The organism is Empedobacter falsenii (genome assembly GCF_019308355.1).
Taxonomy (GTDB): Bacteria; Bacteroidota; Bacteroidia; order Flavobacteriales; family Weeksellaceae; genus Empedobacter; species Empedobacter falsenii_B.
In genome coordinates this window covers 1-19,494 of sequence record NZ_JAAGKM010000020.1, presented here as the reverse complement: position 1 = coordinate 19,494, position 19,494 = coordinate 1, and the positions used below count along the sequence as shown (strand labels likewise).

Genomic DNA, 19,494 nt, shown 5'->3' with positions numbered 1-19,494 from the left:
TGGTTCAACAAAATGATTGAAAAAATCAAGAAAAACAAAAAATCAATTAAACATATCAAAAATTAAAGTTATGAAAAAATTAGCATTAAACGTAATCGTATTAGGAGTAATCGGAACTTCATTTGGTCTAACATCTTGTAATTTATTTGGATCGAAAGAAACAAAAACTGAAACAGAAGTAAAAAATGACACGATTACAACAATCGAAGATTCTGTAAAAATTGACTCTGTAGGAAAAGATTCTGTTGTGATCAAAGATTCGGCAGTTGTAAAAGAAACTCCTGTAAAAGTTGAAACAACTAAGACTACAACAACAGAGAAAAAATAATTTGTAGAATAGATTAAACAAAAAAATCAAATGAAAAAATTAGCGTTATTCGCTTTCGCAGCGATTTCTTTCACAGCAATTTCTTGTAAACAAGAACCAACAAGTGTAGGAGAACCAACAACAGTTATTGAAGATTCTGTAAATGTTGAAAAAGCAGAGATTCCTGCGGCAGATTCTGTAGAAGGAGTTACGGTAGATTCTTCGAAAACTGTAAATCCAGCAGAAACAACAAAAGATTCTGTTGCGAAATAGAACTTAAAAACTCAAAAAAATCCGCTCGTTAAGCGGATTTTTTTGTTTCTATATCTAAGATTAAGATTCTTTCAATGATTTAATATCAATCACAAAACGGTACTTCACATCAGATTTCATCATTCGCTCGTAAGCTTCATTAATGTTTTGAATATCGATCATTTCGACATCAGACACAATATTATGTTCTCCACAAAAATCTAACATTTCTTGTGTTTCCTTGATTCCTCCAATTAAAGATCCTGCTAAATTACGACGTTTCATAATCAATAAACCTCCGTGAACAGCATCTAAAGGCTCGATAGCTCCAACCATACACATTGTTTTATCTAATTTTAATAATTGTAAATATGGATTAACATCGTGTTTTACAGGAATTGTATTCAATAAAAAATCAAATGAATTTGCATGCGCTTTCATTTGTGTTGCATCTTTCGAAATCAAAACCTCATCAGCTCCAAGTTTCTTTGCATCTTCACCTTTAGACTCAGATGTTGTAATCATTACAACATGTGCACCCATTGCTTTTGCAAATTTAACACCCATATGTCCCAAACCTCCAAGACCAATTATACCAACTTTATCGCCCGATTTTACATTCCAGTGACGCAAAGGCGACCACGTTGTAATTCCCGCACACAACAATGGCGCAGCAGCTTTTACATCGATATTTTCGGGTACGTGAAGCACAAAATCTTCTTCTACCACGATGTTTTCTGAATAACCACCGTAAGTGATTCCACCATGTTTCGAGTTTTTAGAATTGTACGTTCCTGTAAAACCATTTTCACAATACTGCTCCAAACCTTCGTCGCAAGAATGACAATGTTGACAAGATTCTACCATACAACCTACTCCAACCAAATCTCCAACTTTAAACTTTGTTACATCAGAACCAATTTCTTTTACTCGACCAATAATTTCGTGCCCTGGAACAACTGGATAATTTGGTTTTCCCCAATCGCCTTTCGCTGTATGAATATCGCTGTGACAAACTCCACAATACTCGATATCTATAAAAATATCTTTCGCATGTAAATGTCGACGTTCTATTGTGTGTGGCGCTAATGGATCAGTTTCATTAAACGCTGCGTATGTTTTTGTGTTCATTATTTTTAAAATTTTTAACCCTATAAAATTAAAAAATCTACCTGAATAATCAGATGGTTTTGAATGAATTAAATTATAATTATTTCAATTTTTTGATTCCCATGTTCCACAAAGTGAAGGCATACTTATCAGCTGTTTCATTGATCACAACTTCTGTCGAACGACCTGCTCCGTGACCAGCTTTCGTTTCAATTCTGATTAAAACTGGATTATCACACGCTTGTTTCGCTTGTAAATTTGCCGCAAACTTGTACGAATGCGCAGGAACTACACGATCATCATGATCTCCTGTTGTGACTAATGTAGCAGGATAACATGTTCCTTCTTTTACATTGTGAACTGGTGAATAACCTTTCAAATACTCGAACATTTCTTTACTATCATCAGCTGTTCCGTAATCATAGCCCCAACCTGCACCAGCAGTAAATGTATGATAACGTAACATATCCAAAACACCAACCGCAGGCAATGCTACTTTTGCTACTTTTGGATTAATTGTTTCTGTTGCTCCAACTAATAATCCTCCGTTAGATCCTCCTGATAATGCAGTATAATCTGGCGAAGTATAGTTGTTTTTCTGTAAATATTCTGCTGCTGCTATAAAATCATTAAAAACATTCAATTTATTGAATTGACGCCCTCCATCGTGCCATTTTTTACCATATTCTCCACCTCCACGTAGGTTTGGAACAGCGTAAACTCCACCATTTTCAATCCAAGCAGCAGTTGCTGGACTAAATCCTGGCGTTAAACTAATATTGAATCCTCCGTATCCATAAACGATTGTAGGATTTTTACCATTTTTCTTCAATCCTTTTTTATACGTAATAATCATCGGAACTTTTGTTCCATCTTTTGACGTATAAAAAACTTGTTCTGAAATATAATCATCTGAATTAAATTTCACATTTGGTTTAATGTAAACATCTGAAGAACCTGATTCTACATTGTACTTGTAACTTGTAGAAGGTGTGATATAATTTGAAAATCCGAAATAGATTTCTTTCTCTGATTTTTTCCCTCCAAATCCTGATGCAGAACCAACTCCAGGCAATGTAATTTGACGAACTTTTGATCCATCATATTTGTATTGCTCTACAACCGAAATTGCATCTTTTAAGTATTTAGCAAATAAATAACCTCCTCCTGTAGAAACAGATAATACATTTTCAGTTTCTGGAATAACGGTTTGCCAAGCAGCTTCGCTCAAATCTGAGATTGTAGCTTTTACAACCTTGTTATTAGGTGCTTTGTTATTCGTAAAAATGTAGAAAGTCTCTCCATCATTATCAATAACAGAAGTATTTGTATCAAAGTTGTTCACAATCGTTTTGATTGGGCTATTTGCTTGAGACAAATCCTGATAATACAACTCATTTCCTGTTGTTGTATTGGCTGCAGATATGATTAAGAAACGTTCATCATCTGTCAAATAAGCACCAACATAGCGACGAGGTATTTCTGCTCCTCCAAAAATCAATTGATCTTTTTTCTGAGCCGTTCCTAACTTGTGGTAATATAATTTGTGTTGATCTGTTTTTTCAGATAATTCAGATCCTTTTGGTTTATCATAAGAAGAATAATAAAAACCGTCGTTTCCTTTCCAAGCTGTTCCAGAGAATTTAACATCAATCAATGTTTCTCCAACTTGTGTTTTATCTTTTGCATTCAAAACAATTACTTTTCTCCAGTCCGATCCACCTTCTGAAATAGAATAGGCAACTAAGCTTCCATCTTTAGAAAAACTAACATCAGCCAAAGAAACAGAACCATCTTTCGAGAATTTATTTGGATCTAAAAAAACTTCTTCCGTTCCGTTTTCACCTAATTTACGATACAAAACTGAATGTTGTTGTAAACCATCATTTTTGTAGTAATACGTATAATCTCCTTCTTTGAAAGGAGTCGAAATTTTCTCGTAATTCCAGATATCTGTCAACGATTTTTTCAATTGCGTGCGTAAAGGAATCTCATTCAAATAAGCATAAGTTGCTTTATTTTGTTCGATTACCCACTTCTTAGTATCCTCAGACAAATCGTCTTCCAACCAACGATATGGATCTTGTACATTCTCTCCAAAATACGTATCAACATGATCAATTTTTTTTGTATCTGGATACTTTTTCTTATAACTCTGTGCATTCACTCCTACCATAAGGGCAACATTAAATAAAATAAAAGCAGTTTTTTTCATTTCTTCTTAGTATAGCTATTTTGGTAAAGATAATAAAATCAAAAAGATAAATTGGTATTGAAAAAAATGATTTAATTTTGCGCAAAATCCTCTCAGATTTTAATTGAAATGAATACTTAAAACTTCGCGGCAACTTAACGTTAAATTCATTTTGATTTAAAAATTTATCAAGTATTTTTAATTTGAAAAACCAAAAAAAAATGACTTTAGAAAAGTCTTTAACAGCCAAAATTGGGTCTATTTTTTCGTTGATTAAACAATCTTTTTCAAGCGAAAACTTAGATTTAACCGCGTTACCAATCAAAAAATCAGTCTTTCTATTAGCAATTCCGATGATGTTCGAAATGGTGATGGAATCTGTCTTTGCATTGGTCGATTTATATTTTGTAGGACATTTAAAAGAAAGCGCTTTCGCCATACAAACCGTTGGTCTTACAGAATCTTTATTAACAATTGTTTATTCGATTTCAATAGGAATAAGTATGGCTGCAACTGCCATTATTGCACGAAGAATTGGAGAAAAGAAACCCGAAAAAGCATCAAAAAGTGCTTCGCAAGCAATTTTATTATCGATTATCATTACAATTCTGTTGAGTATTTTCGGATTTATATTCTCCAAAGATTTATTGATTTGGATGGGATCAACCGAACAAGCCGCAGAATACGGGAAGAATTTCACTAAAATAATGATGGCAAGTTGTTTATCAATTGTGTTATTATTCTTGATTAACGGAATTTTTCGCGGAGCTGGAAATGCAGCAATTGCGATGAAAAGTTTGTGGTTAGCTAACGGAATAAATATTATACTGTGTCCAATTCTTGTTCGTGGATGGTTCTTTTTTCCTGAAATGGGATTAGAAGGAGCTGCCTTAGCAACTGCTATTGGACGAAGTGGTGGTGTGGTTTATCAATTGTATTGTTTAACGAAAAAAGATTCATTAATTCAAATTAAATGGAGCTATTTCGTTCCAAAATCTAAACTAATTATCAATATTGTAAAAATTGCAGTTCCTGCTATTGTACAATATATTATTGCAAGTTGTAGTTGGATTATTCTTGCGCGAATTGTTGCTCAATCTGGTGGAGAAATTGCATCGTCTGGTTATCAAACAGCCTTACGATTGATGATGTTTTTTATGTTACCTGCTTGGGGATTAAGCAATGCTGCAGCAACATTAGTTGGTCAAAATTTAGGAAATAAAAATCCAGAAAAAGCAGAAAAATCTGTTTTAATGACAATGAAATTCAACATTATTTATATGTTGATTGTAAGTGTTATTTTCTATGGATTAAGCAATTATTTGGTTTCGATATTTACAACAGAAGCGCATATCAAACTTGTTGCAAAAGAAGGAATGTATATTTTGGCAAGTGGTTTTCTATTATATGGAATTGGAATGGTGATGATGAATGCTTTTAATGGAGCAGGTGACACAATGACACCAACGATTATCAATTTTGTTGGATTTTGGTTATTTCAAATTCCGTTAGCTTATGTACTTTCTTATCATTTCAATTTGAAAGAAGAAGGCGTTTTTATAGCAATTCCTGTTTCGGAAACGTTTATTGCAATTTTAGCATTTATTCTCTTTAAACGAGGGAAATGGAAGCAGAAAATAGTATAAAAAAAATCGCTCAAATGAGCGATTTTTTTATGTTTTTATCCTTTGTAAGTATAATATCTTGCACCTTTCAAATCTGGAATTTCAGTTTCAATGCGATCTAAGGCAAAACCTTTCGAATCATTAATAGATGTTTTTAGATTTTTATTGTGTAGATCTTGGTATTGTTCAAAAGAAATCGCTTCTCTTTGATTCAAATAATTGAACAAATCCATTTTATTCATCACATTTTTCCAACCTTCACCAATTTGTCCTTGAAAAACTTTTGATTTAGATCCAGAACCATACGCAATAAATCCAACAGTTTTTTCATTCAACTCTTCATCATTATCAGCGCTCACTTGTAAAGCCGATAAAAACGCCGTGAAAACAGAAGCTGTGTACATATTTCCGATCTCCGAAGAAGCACGTTGAGTTGGTTCTACTTTTTCTTTGATTAAGGCTTTATATTCATCCGATTTTGAAACAATTTTCAAGTTATCATTCGAATTATTTTGACCATTTTCTAATGCAAAAACATCCGAAAACATTCTTTTTCCTTGAAATGCATAAGGCAAGTGAAAAGCAATATATCGCCAATTTTCGTACAATTTACCTTCTACTTTAGACTTTTCTTTAAAGTTGAAATAAGCTTCTCTAACTCTATTTTTATAACATTCGTTAGAATATTGACCTTCAAAAACTGGTTCATCTGAAAAGATTTCGATTTCAGATTTTGTTGTTCCTAAAGCATTTAAAACTGCTGTGTCAGAAGTTGATTGATGTGGTTTAAAGAAATCAAAAACAGATTCCATTCCAATTCCCCAATTGTTATCAAACGCAATCAAATCTGGTTGATTCGAGATTAACATCGCTACTGCACCAGCACCTTGCGTATATTCTCCCGTCGATTCTAAACCATATTTTGCATAATCTGCCGCAATTACAATCGCTTTTTTAGCTGGATTTACACGAACATAATCGATAGAATTGTGCATCGCATCTACTCCTCCTACGCACGCAAATGTCATATCCACAACATCTGTGTGTTTGAAAGGTCGTTCTCCAAATTGATTTGCCAAAACAGATTCTACTAACTGAACCGCATAAGTAGCCGTTGGTTTTGCTCCATCCAAAGCACTTTCTGTTCCTAAATAAATTCGTCCGATTTCGTTTGGATTAACATTAAAATCTGTAATCAATTTCAACAAAGCATTCGCAGCAATAGTTGCTGTATCTTCGTGAACATCTAAAACTGACATTCTCTTTAAACCTAAACCAATTTCAAGTTTATCAGGATCAATATTACGCTGAATTGCTAAATCTTTTATTGGTAAATATATATGCGGAACGTAGATAGAAGCCGCCTCTATTCCATACTTCATTTTCGTTGATTTTTAAGCGAACTTCAAAGTTAAGGGTATTTTAATTTTATTCTGGCATGAAATAAATCCTGAATTTTAAGAAATCTAATTTCATTATAAATTACTCAAAAAAGAATGCTTTTAATTATAAAATTTCTTAAATTTAAGAGCATAATTTAAAATATCAATTTTCAAAATGGCACGTACTTTTTACAAATCAATTAAAAATTCTATCAAATATTGGTGGATTTTACTTATCATAGGATTACTATTTGTTGGATTAGGAATTTATTGTTTTGCATTTCCTACTGCATCATATGTAGCACTTTCAGTCTTCTTTGCAGTTTCGTTTTTATTTTCAGGAATTTCAGAAATTATCTTTTCCATTTCGAACAAAGATGAAATTGATAGTTGGGGCTGGACATTGACATATGGAATTATTACAACTATTGTTGGATTTATGTTAGTTGTAAATCCAATTCTAAGTTTAGAAGTTTTTGCTTATTATGTTGGATTTTTAATTTTATTCCGCTCAATTTCTGGAATTAGTTATGCTTTCGACCTAAAAAATTATGGCGTAAAAGATTGGGGAATTTCTCTGTTCTTAGCTATTATTGGATTAATCATTTCGCTTATTTTATTATCAAAACCACAATTAGCAGGTTTAACAGCTGTTGCATGGCTTGGTTTAGCGGTTATTTCGACAGGATTATTTGCGATTTTTATTTCATTACAATTGAAGAAAATTAAAGATATCCCGAATAATATTTCGGACGATTTGAGAAGTCGATATGAAGAAATTAGAAAAGAAATCGAAGATTTTAAAAATCAATAAAAAACAAAAACCTCCACTTTAATTGAAGTGGAGGTTTTTGTTTTATTTTCCTAAGATTCCTTCTAAAAATCCAGTTTTAAAAGATTCAATCATAACATCTGGTTGATCTATAAAATTTAGAAAACCATAAGCTAGAACTGCACCTATAGCAATTTTTCCAATTGTTAATAAAGATACCTTTTTCATATTACCTTGATCTAAAATCGAATGTAATAAATATTTACAATATCGGTGCTAACAATCTACAAATTGATGCAAATGCACGGTAATACCAAGGTCTATTTTCCCATTTTTCTAGCGTTAATAATTCTGAATCCTCTTTATCTATATCAAATTGAGCACTCATTTGTTGTAATAACGTTGCATTTTCAATCACCGAAGTAATCTCGAAATTAATCATAAAACTACGATAATCTAAATTCACTGTTCCAATAAAAGCCAATTTATCATCAACCGTTATTGTTTTGGCGTGAATAAATCCTTTTTCGTATAAATAAACTTTTACACCCCGCTTCATCAAAGGTTTTAGGAATGATAATGACGCTTGTTGCACTACAATAGAATCGCCTTTTTTAGGTATAATCAACTCCACTTCTACTCCGCTCGAAACAGCAATCATCATCGCTGTTTTAAATTCGTCACTTGGTATAAAATATGGCGTGCACAATTGCACTTTCTTTTTCGCCAAAGTAATTGCCAGAACCATCGCTTCCATTGCCGAATGTAAATCACTTCCTGGTGAAGAAAGTCCAAAACTAACCGTTGAAAAATCGTTCTTTTCTTTACTTGAATAAAAATATTTTGGATCAGAAATATTATACTTTTTGCCTTCCGTCATCATCCAATTTAGATAAAAATGCAATTGCAAACTATTGATAGAATCGCCTTCAATCATCACCGAAGTATCACGCCAATAAACCTTATTATTTGGGCTTTTTACACCATTTTGATTAATGTATTTATCACTAATGTTAATTCCGCCTACAAATGCTTTTTTACCATCAACAATCAAAATTTTGCGGTGATTACGATAATTAGAATTTGCCAAAGAAGAAAATCGAACAGGTAAAAATGTTTGAAATTCCACACCTGTTCCATCAAATCTTGATTGATGTTTATTCAGTTTTGGTGAACCAAAATCATCCGCAGTTACACGAACTTCTACACCATTTTTAGCTTTTTCAATCAGAATATCAATGATTTCATTACCAATATTATCTTCATCAAAAATGTAATATTCGAGATGAATATGATCTTTCGCTTCACGTAAAGCTTCCAAAAAAAGAGGGAATTTTTCTTCTCCATTTGTCAACAACTTTACTTTATTATTTGTTGCAGGATAAGCAACTCTTGCATTGTTTAAATAACGATAAACCTTTGACAACGAACCTATTCTTGTATTTACTTTATCTAAATCATCTTGAACAAATTGATCCATTTCAGCCCATTTTTCATTGATGATTTTTTGATGATTCTTATCTATTCGTTTAAAAAATTCATCTTTTTTAAATTTCTGTCCAAAGAAAAAATATAGAATTATTCCAATAAACGGTAGAAAAACAATTACTAATATCCATGCAATTGTTTTGGTTGGGTTTCGATTTTCGATCAAAATAGTAACAATCACCATTACATAAAGGATTGTAAGCGGAACCCAATACCATTCTTTGATAAAATTCCAGATGTGCAAAAGTGCGATTGACCATTCCATTTGTTACCAATTCGTAATTTTTATAAAAATAAATGAATAAAAATCAATTCATTAAAAAATTAATAGAAAATATTTAAAAATAATTTTGGAAATATAAAATAAACCTTCTTATATTTGCAATCCAAAATGACGGTGCCTTAGCTCAGTTGGTAGAGCAAAGGACTGAAAATCCTTGTGTCCCTGGTTCGATTCCTGGAGGCACCACCACATTTATAAAACCTCAAGCATGTGTTTGAGGTTTTTTTTTTGAATGAACATAACAATTTATTCATCGAGTATTTTAGAGTTGTATCTAAATATTCCGTAAATTGCATAAAACATGGAAATAGGAAATAGACCTTGGGGTTCGTACTACGTATTAGAGGACACCGATATATATAAATTAAAAAGAATAGAAGTGAATGTTGGCGGGCGTTTGTCTTACCAATACCACAATCATCGTGCAGAAGTTTGGACAATTGTTCAGGGTACTGCAATGGTAACACTTGATGATAAAGAATATGAATACAAAGCAGGTGAAGTCGTTATTATTCCATTAAAAGCAAAACATCGTATTCAGAACATAGGTAATGAGACTCTAATTTTTATCGAAGTTCAACATGGTACGTATTTTGGTGAGGAAGACATCATTCGAATTGAAGATGATTACAACCGATCATCTGAAGATTAATAAAAACTAACTATAAAAGACTAAACTAATTCACTATGAAAATCGGAATTACATTTAGTGCTTTTGATTTGCTTCATGCGGGACATATCAAAATGCTAGAAGACGCAAAACAACATTGCGATTATTTGATTGTAGGTTTACAAACAGATCCAACATTAGATCGACCAGAAAAAAACAAACCAACACAAACTGTTGTAGAACGCTACATTCAGTTAAAAGGTTGCAAATTTGTTGACGAAATTGTGCCTTATGCAACAGAACAGGATTTAGAAGATGTTTTGAGATCTTTCAAAATCGATGTGCGTATTTTAGGGATTGAATACCAAGACAAAAACTTTACAGGACGTAAATATTGTGAAGAAAAAGGAATCGAATTGTATTACAATTCAAGAGACCACCGTTTCTCAAGTTCCGGACTTAGAAAAGTGGTTGCTGAAAAAGAACTTCTTAAAGTTGTAAAATAAAAATGGAGTAAGGTTAGAGTTTATCTAACCTTTTTTATTTACAATACTTTCTCAATCAAAAAATTAATGTAAAAAATAATTCTAAAAATTATACCTTTGCAAAATGTCAAATATAGTTGCAATTGTAGGAAGACCAAACGTTGGTAAATCTACGTTCTTCAACAGAATGATCCAAAAAAGACAAGCTATCGTTGATGACACTTCTGGTGTTACACGTGACCGTCACTATGGAAAATCTGATTGGAATGGAAAAGAGTTTACCGTAATCGATACCGGAGGGTATGTCGTTGGTTCAGATGATACCTTTGAAGAAGAGATCCGCAAGCAAGTTGAATTGGCTATTGATGAAGCAAATGTAATTTTGTTCATGGTAGACAATCAAGTTGGTTTAACGGATATGGATAAGGAAGTTGGCAACCTTTTAAGACGCACTAAGAAGCCTACATTCTTAGTTGTGAATAAGGTCGATACCAACAAAAATTTAGAAGATTCTTATGAGTTTTATAACTTAGGATTCGAAAAAATGTACACTATCGCTGCAATGAGCGGAAGTGGAACAGGTGAATTATTAGATGATGTGGTAGATTGTTTTACAGAAGAACAACACATTGATCCATTCGAAGGTTTACCTAAAATTACAATCGTAGGTCGTCCAAATGCTGGAAAATCTACATTAATCAATGCATTATTAGGTGAAGAACGTAATATTGTAACGGATATCGCAGGAACAACACGTGATTCTATCGAAACGTTGTACAATAAATTTGGACACGAATTTGTTTTGGTAGACACTGCCGGAATGCGTAAAAAAGGAAAAGTAAGCGAAGATTTAGAATTTTATTCTGTGATGCGTTCGGTTCGTGCAATCGAAGAATGCGACGTTTGTGTCTTAGTAATTGATGCAGAACGTGGTATTGAAGCACAAGATTTGAATATTCTTTATTTAGCAGAACGTAACCGAAAAGGTGTGGTCATCTTAATCAACAAATGGGATTTATTGGAAAAAGAAACCAATACAATGAAAGAATACAAAGATGCTATTCTAAAACGTATTGCGCCTTTTACAGACGTTCCTGTGTTGTTTATCTCGGCTCTTACAAAACAACGTGTCTTGAAAGCTGTGGATACATTTATCGAAGTTTACGAGAACCGCAGTCGTCGTATCAAAACAAGTAAATTAAACGAAACCTTGTTACCGATTATCGAGATTACACCTCCACCTGCAGTAAAAGGAAAATACATCAAAATCAAATATGTAACGCAGTTACCTACAAAAACGCCTCAATTCGCGTTTTTCTGTAACTTGCCGCAATATATTAGAGATCCTTACAAACGATTTATCGAAAATCAATTGAGAAAGGAGTTCAATTTTGAAGGAGTTCCAGTTGAAGTTTACTTCAGAAAGAAATAATAAAAATCCAAAAAGTCCATTTACAATTTGTAGATGGACTTTTTTATTGATAACAATAGAATTTAACATTCATAAAAAAAGCTCAACGATTGACGCTGAGCATTTTTGTGACCGAGACAGGATTCAAACCTGTAACCTCTTGAGCCGTAATCAAGTGCGCTATTCAGTTGCGCCACTCGGCCGTTTGAAATAATTGAAAGTATTTTCCCTTATTTTCGAATGCAAATATACAGCACTTTTATCGTAAAAACCTAAGCTTTTCGAGAAAAATTTTTAACAATAATTTAATTTACAACGTATCAATTGCTTACAAAAATATTTTTTTATGATTTTGACAGAATTCTTAACTTGCTTCCTCTAAATTCAATCCAAATGATAAAAAAATTTATTCTAACCTCATTCGTTCTTCTTGCCATTAGTAGTTGTAAACAGTCGAAAGAAGCTGTTAAAACCGAACAAGAAAATACAACTTTTCAGTTTGCAAAAAATATTTCTATCGAAGAAAACAACGAAACAATCACGATAAAATCATCTGGAAATACGATTTCATTTGATAAAAAAGACTTGCCAATCAAAACTGTGATGGTAGAAACTTCGTCTGCTGTGACGTTTTTAGATCAATTAGGAAGTCTTGACTTAATCAAAGGAGTTTGCGATGCAGATTTTATTTACAATCCTAAAATAGCAGAAGGAATTGCGAATAAATCAATCTTAAAAGTTGGAAATTCAAACGAACTATTCACAGAAATTATCTTAAAAAATAAACCACAATTGATTATCGCAAGTTCTAATCCTGTTTTAGCAAAATTTCATCAACAATTGGAACAAAATGGAATAAAAGTATTGTATTTAGATGAATACAAAGAGCAAAACCCATTGGGACAAGTTGAGTATTTGAAGGTTTTCGGAAAATTATTCGGAAAAGATACAGAAGCTGAAAAACGCGTAGAAACGGTTAAAAATAATTATGATTCGATCAAAAATATCATTCAAACCAAAGCGCAAGGTAATGTTTCTACAATTGTGAATACAATGTATGGCGACATTTGGTACGTTCCGACAAATGATTTGTTGCAAGCAAAATTGATTGATGATGCGAAAGGAAATTATATTTTCAAGAATAAAACAGGTGAAAATAGTTTGAGCTTAACATTTGAAGAAGTTTATACAGCTGGAAAATCTGCAAATTATTGGATCAATGTTACAAACGTAAATACGTTGGCAGAAATGAAAGCTTCTTATCCAAACTATGCGTGGTTTGATGCATTTAAGAAAGGAAATGTGTACGCTTACAACAAACGTATGAATGCAAAAGGTTCGAATGATTATTTTGAACAAGGAATTCTTCGTCCTGATATTATTTTGAATGATTTAGGAAAAATTTTCTATCCAAATTTATTCCCAACGTATGATTTATACTTTTATCAACAATTGAAATAAATGATTGAAATTATTCAAAAATTCGAAGATTTTGTTCTAAAATCTTCGAATTTATCCATTTCAACTCTTGAAAAAGATGCAGAATGTGACGAATATATAGGTTATAATTTCAATGTTAAAGAATTTTCTATAAAATTTAGAAAAGCGAAAATTACGCCTAAAAAAGTTGGTCAATTTGTAACGTTATGGAAACGAAATACAGCTAAACAAACCGAACCTTTTGACGAAAATGATGGTTTTGATTATTACATTATTGCTGCAGAAGATGATTCTAAACTAGGTTTTTATATTTTTCCGACATCAATTTTAATTGAAAAGAATATTTTGACCTCAATTAAAACAGAAGGAAAAAGAGGTTTTAGAGTTTATCCGAATTGGGTAAAACCTGAAAATAAACAAGCGGAGAAAACTCAAAATTGGCAACAAGATTATTTTGTAGAAGTCAACAATCAACAAATTGATAAGAAAAATGTTAAATCAATACTTAAATAATAATTGAGATGTCTCAACAAGCTTGACATGACAATTTCTAAATGCTTTTTTATGAAAATTAAACACATCATATAATTAGATATTCCTTATATTTTATGTCACTTTTTACTTGACTAAAAAGTAACCAAAAAGTCAAGGCTGTAAATCTATTAGACTAAAAATACTTTCATTTCACTAAAGATTTTAAAAACCCTACAGGCTAAAATCTTTTTAACGTTACATTCAATTATTTTCTTAACGTCATAGATTTAAGGCCATTTTTAATAGGACGATTACATTAATTATTACTTTGTAAATAAATAGAGTGATGTCTCGGCATGACAATTTCTAAATGCTTTTTTATGAAAATTAAAACTAAAGGATATAATCTCTAATATATTATTTAAAACATTATTCCAATAAAAAAATCCTGCTCAATTGAACAGGATTTTTTGTTTATAATATTTTCTATCTTAGAATAACTCCGATTGAAATTGCTCTAAGAAACGTTTATCATTTTCTGTATACAAACGGATATCCCCAATTTGGTATAATAATAACGCGATACGCTCAATTCCCATACCGAATGCATAACCCGAATATTTCTCAGGATCGATATCAACATTACGCAAAACGTTAGGATCTACCATTCCACATCCCATAATTTCTAACCAACCTGTACCTTTTGTCATACGATAATCAGTTTCTGTTTCTAATCCCCAATACACGTCAACCTCCGCAGAAGGCTCTGTAAATGGGAAATATGAAGGACGTAAACGAATTTCAGATTTACCAAATAACTCAGTTGTAAAATAACTTAAAGTTTGTTTCAAATCTGCAAACGAAACACCTTCGTCGATGTATAAACCTTCGATTTGGTGGAACATCATATGCGAACGAGACGAAATCGCTTCGTTACGGTAAACACGACCTGGCGCTAAGAAACGCATGGGCGGTTGATTTTTCTCCATATGACGAATCTGCGTAGACGACGTATGCGTACGCAACACAATATCTGGATTAGTTTCGATGAAAAATGTATCTTGCATGTCTCTCGCAGGGTGATGCGCAGGCAAATTTAACGCTGTAAAATTGTGCCAATCATCTTCGATTTCTGGCCCTTCAGAAACGCTGAATCCAATGCGATTAAAAATCTCGATAATACGATTTTTTGTAATATTAATTGGATGACGAGAACCCAATGTAAAAGGCTCTCCAGGACGTGTTAAATCTAAAGAAGAATCAGTTTTTCCTTCGTTTGAGATTTCATTTTTAAGAACAGTTGATTTTTCAGTTGCCAATGTTTTTAATTCATTCACAACTTGACCAAATTCCTTTTTTTGTTCATTCGGAACAGATTTGAACTGCGTAAACAAGTCCGTTAAAATTCCTTTTTTTCCTAAAAATTTAATTCTGAATTCTTCAATTTCAGCAGCATTTGTTGAATGGAAGTTTTTTACTTCTTCAATATATTGTTTGATTTGGTCAATCATAATTTCTGATCAATTTGATTACAAATTTAACCGATAATCAACTTATAACAAATTATTTGAGTACTTTTATCTTTATTCCACTAAAACTCTGTAAAAATGGCTCAACCAATTTTAGAAATTAATCTTGAGAAAATCAGTTATGATTTAGATAAAGTTATTTTGAAAGCGATCGATCTCAAAATAGATTCCAATGGTTTGTATGGCGTTTTTGGGAAAAACGGACAAGGAAAAAGTACTTTTCTGAAAACCTTATGCGGTTTGAAATCCTATGAAGGTTCAATTAGATTAAACAATGAAATTCTACAGCCTTCTGATGTTGCATTTTTAGCAACCGAACCGATGATTTATGAATATTTGACTGCGGATGAATTTTATAAATTTTATCAAAAAGTATCTGGTCGAAAAAACTCAAATTCAACTCGAATCTTTGATATTGATGAAAAAGTTTTACTTAAAACAATGTCGACAGGAACGCTGAAAAAAGCATATGTCAATACTATTTTACAATTTGATGATTATAAAATTTATATTTTCGATGAACCTTTTAATGGTTTAGATATCGAAAGTAATTATGTTTTATTGCATAAAATCAGACAATTATCGAAAGAAAATATTGTGTTCGTTTCTTCGCATATTATCGAGATTGTTTCGCCTTATTTGACCAAAACATTTTATGTAAATGAGCAACAAATTACGGAAGTTGAGAATGAAAATATTATGAACTTGTTTATGCAATCAATCGATCATGGATAAAATTCTATATACGCTAAAAATCATTTACATCAACCGTTTTCGCCAATTAACCTACAACGATTCGTCTAAATTTTGGATACCTTTTATCCTTTATTTTGTCATTATTTTCAAAATATTGAATGGTAGTTTTCCGAGTTTTCCTGCCTTTGATTATAAAGAATATCTTGTTCTATTTTTTAGTTTTATGGCAAGTCAGCAAGTAAATATCAGAAAAGATTTTGGACTTTTAAAAGGTTTATTCAATCCCCGAAAAACCTATCTCATTTATCTTATAGATCTCATTCTTGTTAATGTTTTCAACATTATTGTGGCTATTCATTTTGGTTGGATGATTAGTTTAGCGGTTATTTTTGCATTGATTTTATTTTTCACTTTTTATAATGGAAAGATTGGTAAACCAATGGTAAAAAATAGACTTCGAATTTTAGATGTTTTGACGATTGTTCAACTTAGACGATTCAAAATTAATTATCTCATGTTTATTGGTGCCTATTATATTTCGTATCAAGGATTGGTTGAAAATAACCTGAATTTGTTCATTGTTTCTATTGTCGGAATTCTTTTTCTCCTTCTCGGAAATATTCAAAAAACAGAGAAATTAGCTTACTTTATAAGTTCAAAATTATCCAACAAACAATATATACTAAAGAATGAAATTGATTTTAGCCTAAACAGTTTACTCTTTATTTTACCTTGTTTAGTAATGGCTTTATATCTAAATCCAACCTATTTTGGGTACGGAATAAGTTGTTTAGGAGCGATTATTATTACTTTTCCAATCAAATATATTTTTATCAATCATCAATTTCCAATTGGTTTACTTTCGATGCTTATTGTCTGTTTTTTTCTAACAATAATTCTAAATAAAAATGTAGATTGGTTACTTTATCTGAGTATTTTCCCGATGAGTTTTATTCTACATCTTATCGCTTTTAGGAAATTCACGAAGGAAAGGATTACTGGGGATTCTGAGTTTTATTTGTAGATGATTTCGGTTTTTTACGAGAAATTTTAAAACCTGTTTTATTATTTTTCTTCTAACTTTTACCTTAATGCAAAGTCTGTGCAAACAGAGTATGTGATTACAAAACATCAAGTCTTTGATTTTCGACGGTCAAAATCAGTTTTAGTCATTCAATGTTTTAAATCATTTGCTACGCAAATAGTAAAACATTTTAACCATGACTTTCAACTTTTTGACACTCGCCTCCAAATCATATGACATTTTTTTAATTCTTTTTTCATTCACAAATTTTGTAAAAACTTATTACTTAAAACTCAATACTTAGAACTTAAATTATTTTCTTAACGTGAGAGTTTTAAGGTCGGTTTTTATTAAGTTATACGCTTAACGTTTTACGCTTTTATTCTTATTCTTATTCTTATTAATAATCAAATTCAGTTTTGGAAACGGATTTTGTCATTCTGGGCTTGTCTCAGAATCGTATCTTATATATTTTGATTTCGGCTCCGTTCAATCAACTAGAATATCAATCTATAATTTTACACTCCCCTTACCCCTCTCAAGAGGGGAATTTATTTCATATTAACTCATATTAACAAACAAAAAATCCTCCTAAGAAAACTTGAGAGGATTTGATTGATATTATATTTTTGAGAATTATTTTCCAAACACTTCTTTTACTTTAGCAGAAATTCGTTCGCGTTCTGCATCTGTTAAATTAGAACCAGAAGGTAAACATAATCCATTTTCGAATAATTCTTCTGCTACTGTTCCTCCATAATAAGGTGCATCTGCAAATACAGGTTGCATGTGCATTGGTTTCCATAATGGACGAGATTCGATATCATCTTCCAAGAAAGCTAAACGCAAATCTTCACGTGTTTTCCCTGCTACTTTTGGATCAATTAAAATCGCAGATAACCAATGGTTAGAGAAATAATCAGAACTTGGTTCAACAAAAACAGTTACGCCATCAATATCAGAAAATAACTCTTGATAGAATTTGTTCATTGCACGACGAGCTTCTACTCTATCTGTCAATACTTCCATTTGTCCACGACCAATACCTGCAGTAATATTACTCATACGGTAATTGTATCCAATATGCGAATGTTGATAATGAGGTGCATTATCACGCGCTTGTGTCGCTAAAAATACCGCTTTATCTTTATCTTCTTGTGTATGAGAAACCAACGCTCCACCACCAGAAGTTGTAATAATTTTATTCCCGTTAAACGATAAGGCTCCGAAACGGCCAAACGTTCCACAAGCTTTACCTTTGAACGTAGAACCCAATGCTTCTGCAGCATCTTCTATCACAGGAATGTTATATTTTTCTGCAACAGCATGTACTTCGTCAACCTTGTAAGGCATTCCATACAAATGAACCGCTAAAATCGCTTTTGGTGTTTTTCCTTTTGCAATACGATCTTTTATTGCTTCTTCTAATACAATTGGACAAAGATTCCATGTGTCTTTTTCAGAATCGATGAAAACAGGCGTTGCACCTTGGTACGCAATTGGATTTGCTGTTGCTGAGAATGTCATCGATTGACAGATTACCTCATCACCATGTGAAACCCCACATTCTATTAATGCTAAATGAATTGCCGCTGTTCCTGCAGCTAATGCTGCAACTTTTACATCTGCATTTAAGAAATTTTCTAAATCTGCTTCAAAACCATTAACATTTGGTCCTAAAGGAGCCACCCAGTTTGCATCGAATGCTTCGTGAATGTATTTTAATTCATTTCCTCCCATATGAGGAGATGATAACCATATCTTTTCAGCCATTTTCTATAGTTGTTTTTGTTGTACAAATTTAATATAAAACTATAATTATAACTTCATTAGTTAGTCATAAAACTTCATAAAATAAAAAATCTTATTAATACTCTCAAACATTTTCTTAACGTGAGAGTTTTAATGCCTTTTTTATAATTCATTATCAATCGTATAAGTCTTCGGTACAACTGTAATCTTCCCCTTGTTAAGAACACTTAAAAGTAGAGTTTTTATTTAATATTATTGTATTATTATTTTGATTAATTTGAAATGTAGGAAAATCATTAGGATTTTTGACCTTACCATATTTCAATAAAAAGTTTCTAGGAGAAAGATATTGCAAAGAACTGTGTGGTCTTTCATTGTTATACATCCACATCCAAATTTCTGTATAATTTTTCATTTCTTTGATATTTTCAAATAAATAAGCATTTAAAAAATCTGTTCTAAAAGTTCTATTAAATCTTTCAATCAATGAGTTTTGCGTAGGTTTCCCAGGTTGAATATAATATAATTCAATGGCTTTTTTTTGACAAAATAGTTTTAGTTTTTCAGCAATAAATTCTGGACCATTATCTACTCTAATTTTCTCAGGTTTCCCTCGCCATTCGATTAGTTTTTCTAGTTCAGAAATTACTTTAGCTGAAG

At 31.8% G+C, this 19,494-nt stretch carries 19 protein-coding genes and 2 tRNA genes; 12 read left to right on the top strand and 9 right to left on the bottom strand.

Annotated elements, in window-relative coordinates; genetic code table 11:
- Positions 1-70 precede the first annotated feature (70 nt).
- Together G0Q09_RS09140 and G0Q09_RS09135 are read left to right on the top strand one after the other, a co-directional pair.
- Positions 71-328 carry a hypothetical protein gene (locus G0Q09_RS09140; protein WP_125349180.1) on the top strand — a complete coding sequence of 86 codons (258 nt, stop codon included), beginning with the start codon at positions 71-73 and terminating at the stop codon, positions 326-328.
- Positions 329-358: 30 nt separating this feature from the next.
- Complete coding sequence (locus G0Q09_RS09135; protein WP_219034652.1) at positions 359-580, top strand: hypothetical protein; 222 nt, start codon at positions 359-361, stop codon at positions 578-580.
- Between the two features lie 60 nt (positions 581-640).
- On the opposite strand, the gene G0Q09_RS09130 is transcribed toward G0Q09_RS09135, so the two are convergent.
- Both G0Q09_RS09130 and G0Q09_RS09125 read right to left on the bottom strand, forming a co-directional pair.
- Positions 641-1,690, bottom strand: a complete 1,050-nt coding sequence (locus tag G0Q09_RS09130) for an NAD(P)-dependent alcohol dehydrogenase (RefSeq protein WP_219034651.1) — start codon at positions 1,688-1,690, stop codon at positions 641-643.
- A gap of 79 nt (positions 1,691-1,769) precedes the next feature.
- Positions 1,770-3,884: a prolyl oligopeptidase family serine peptidase gene (locus G0Q09_RS09125; RefSeq protein ID WP_219034650.1), complete on the bottom strand. Its 2,115-nt coding sequence runs from the start codon at positions 3,882-3,884 to the stop codon at positions 1,770-1,772.
- Positions 3,885-4,084: 200 nt separating this feature from the next.
- Between G0Q09_RS09125 and G0Q09_RS09120 the strand changes: the two genes are divergently transcribed.
- On the top strand, positions 4,085-5,509 hold the full coding sequence (locus tag G0Q09_RS09120; protein ID WP_219034649.1) for an MATE family efflux transporter: 1,425 nt from the start codon (positions 4,085-4,087) through the stop codon (positions 5,507-5,509).
- Positions 5,510-5,544: 35 nt separating this feature from the next.
- Here G0Q09_RS09120 and G0Q09_RS09115 read toward each other — a convergent pair whose 3' ends face one another.
- Positions 5,545-6,870, bottom strand: coding sequence for a hydroxymethylglutaryl-CoA synthase family protein (locus G0Q09_RS09115; RefSeq protein ID WP_219034648.1), 1,326 nt, complete (start codon positions 6,868-6,870; stop codon positions 5,545-5,547).
- A 175-nt stretch (positions 6,871-7,045) separates the two neighbouring features.
- Here G0Q09_RS09115 and G0Q09_RS09110 point away from each other — a divergent pair, with 175 nt between their 5' ends.
- Positions 7,046-7,684: an HdeD family acid-resistance protein gene (locus tag G0Q09_RS09110; RefSeq protein ID WP_219034647.1), complete on the top strand. Its 639-nt coding sequence runs from the start codon at positions 7,046-7,048 to the stop codon at positions 7,682-7,684.
- 42 nt (positions 7,685-7,726) lie between these two features.
- Here the strand turns inward: G0Q09_RS09110 and G0Q09_RS09105 are convergent, their stop codons facing one another.
- Entirely contained in the window at positions 7,727-7,870 is a 144-nt protein-coding gene (locus G0Q09_RS09105; protein ID WP_219034646.1) for a hypothetical protein, read from the bottom strand.
- A gap of 34 nt (positions 7,871-7,904) precedes the next feature.
- A complete protein-coding gene (cls, locus tag G0Q09_RS09100) occupies positions 7,905-9,395 on the bottom strand; it encodes a cardiolipin synthase (protein WP_219034645.1) in 1,491 nt (496 codons plus the stop codon).
- Positions 9,396-9,526: 131 nt separating this feature from the next.
- On the opposite strand from cls, the gene G0Q09_RS09095 reads away from it, so the two are divergent.
- The 4 genes from G0Q09_RS09095 (at position 9,527) to der (ending at position 11,940) form a co-directional block, all read left to right on the top strand.
- Positions 9,527-9,602 (top strand) — tRNA-Phe (locus G0Q09_RS09095).
- 112 nt (positions 9,603-9,714) lie between these two features.
- Complete coding sequence (locus G0Q09_RS09090) at positions 9,715-10,065, top strand: phosphomannose isomerase type II C-terminal cupin domain (RefSeq protein WP_038336510.1); 351 nt, start codon at positions 9,715-9,717, stop codon at positions 10,063-10,065.
- Positions 10,066-10,100: 35 nt separating this feature from the next.
- Positions 10,101-10,529: an adenylyltransferase/cytidyltransferase family protein gene (locus G0Q09_RS09085; RefSeq protein ID WP_038336508.1), complete on the top strand. Its 429-nt coding sequence runs from the start codon at positions 10,101-10,103 to the stop codon at positions 10,527-10,529.
- Between the two features lie 103 nt (positions 10,530-10,632).
- On the top strand, positions 10,633-11,940 hold the full coding sequence (gene der, locus G0Q09_RS09080) for a ribosome biogenesis GTPase Der (RefSeq protein WP_219034644.1): 1,308 nt from the start codon (positions 10,633-10,635) through the stop codon (positions 11,938-11,940).
- Positions 11,941-12,048: 108 nt separating this feature from the next.
- On the opposite strand, the gene G0Q09_RS09075 is transcribed toward der, so the two are convergent.
- Positions 12,049-12,122 (bottom strand) — tRNA-Arg (locus G0Q09_RS09075).
- 190 nt (positions 12,123-12,312) lie between these two features.
- Here G0Q09_RS09075 and G0Q09_RS09070 point away from each other — a divergent pair.
- Both G0Q09_RS09070 and G0Q09_RS09065 read left to right on the top strand, forming a co-directional pair.
- On the top strand, positions 12,313-13,380 hold the full coding sequence (locus G0Q09_RS09070; protein WP_219034643.1) for an ABC transporter substrate-binding protein: 1,068 nt from the start codon (positions 12,313-12,315) through the stop codon (positions 13,378-13,380).
- Positions 13,381-13,872, top strand: a complete 492-nt coding sequence (locus tag G0Q09_RS09065) for a MepB family protein (protein WP_219034642.1) — start codon at positions 13,381-13,383, stop codon at positions 13,870-13,872. It begins immediately after the preceding gene.
- 452 nt (positions 13,873-14,324) lie between these two features.
- Here the strand turns inward: G0Q09_RS09065 and pheS are convergent, their stop codons facing one another.
- A complete protein-coding gene (pheS, locus tag G0Q09_RS09060) occupies positions 14,325-15,344 on the bottom strand; it encodes a phenylalanine--tRNA ligase subunit alpha (RefSeq protein ID WP_219034641.1) in 1,020 nt (339 codons plus the stop codon).
- 96 nt (positions 15,345-15,440) lie between these two features.
- On the opposite strand from pheS, the gene G0Q09_RS09055 reads away from it, so the two are divergent.
- Positions 15,441-16,097: an ATP-binding cassette domain-containing protein gene (locus tag G0Q09_RS09055; protein ID WP_219034640.1), complete on the top strand. Its 657-nt coding sequence runs from the start codon at positions 15,441-15,443 to the stop codon at positions 16,095-16,097.
- Positions 16,090-17,082: a hypothetical protein gene (locus G0Q09_RS09050; RefSeq protein ID WP_219034639.1), complete on the top strand. Its 993-nt coding sequence runs from the start codon at positions 16,090-16,092 to the stop codon at positions 17,080-17,082. Before G0Q09_RS09055 ends, G0Q09_RS09050 begins: the two co-directional genes overlap by 8 nt.
- A gap of 636 nt (positions 17,083-17,718) precedes the next feature.
- On the opposite strand, the gene G0Q09_RS09045 is transcribed toward G0Q09_RS09050, so the two are convergent.
- Together G0Q09_RS09045 and G0Q09_RS09040 are read right to left on the bottom strand one after the other, a co-directional pair.
- Positions 17,719-18,855 (bottom strand): DegT/DnrJ/EryC1/StrS family aminotransferase, encoded by a 1,137-nt coding sequence (locus G0Q09_RS09045; RefSeq protein ID WP_219034638.1) that lies wholly within the window; start codon positions 18,853-18,855, stop codon positions 17,719-17,721.
- 196 nt (positions 18,856-19,051) lie between these two features.
- Positions 19,052-19,494, bottom strand: a 443-nt coding sequence (locus tag G0Q09_RS09040; protein ID WP_219034637.1) for an integrase core domain-containing protein, incomplete at its 5' end; no start/stop codon positions are given.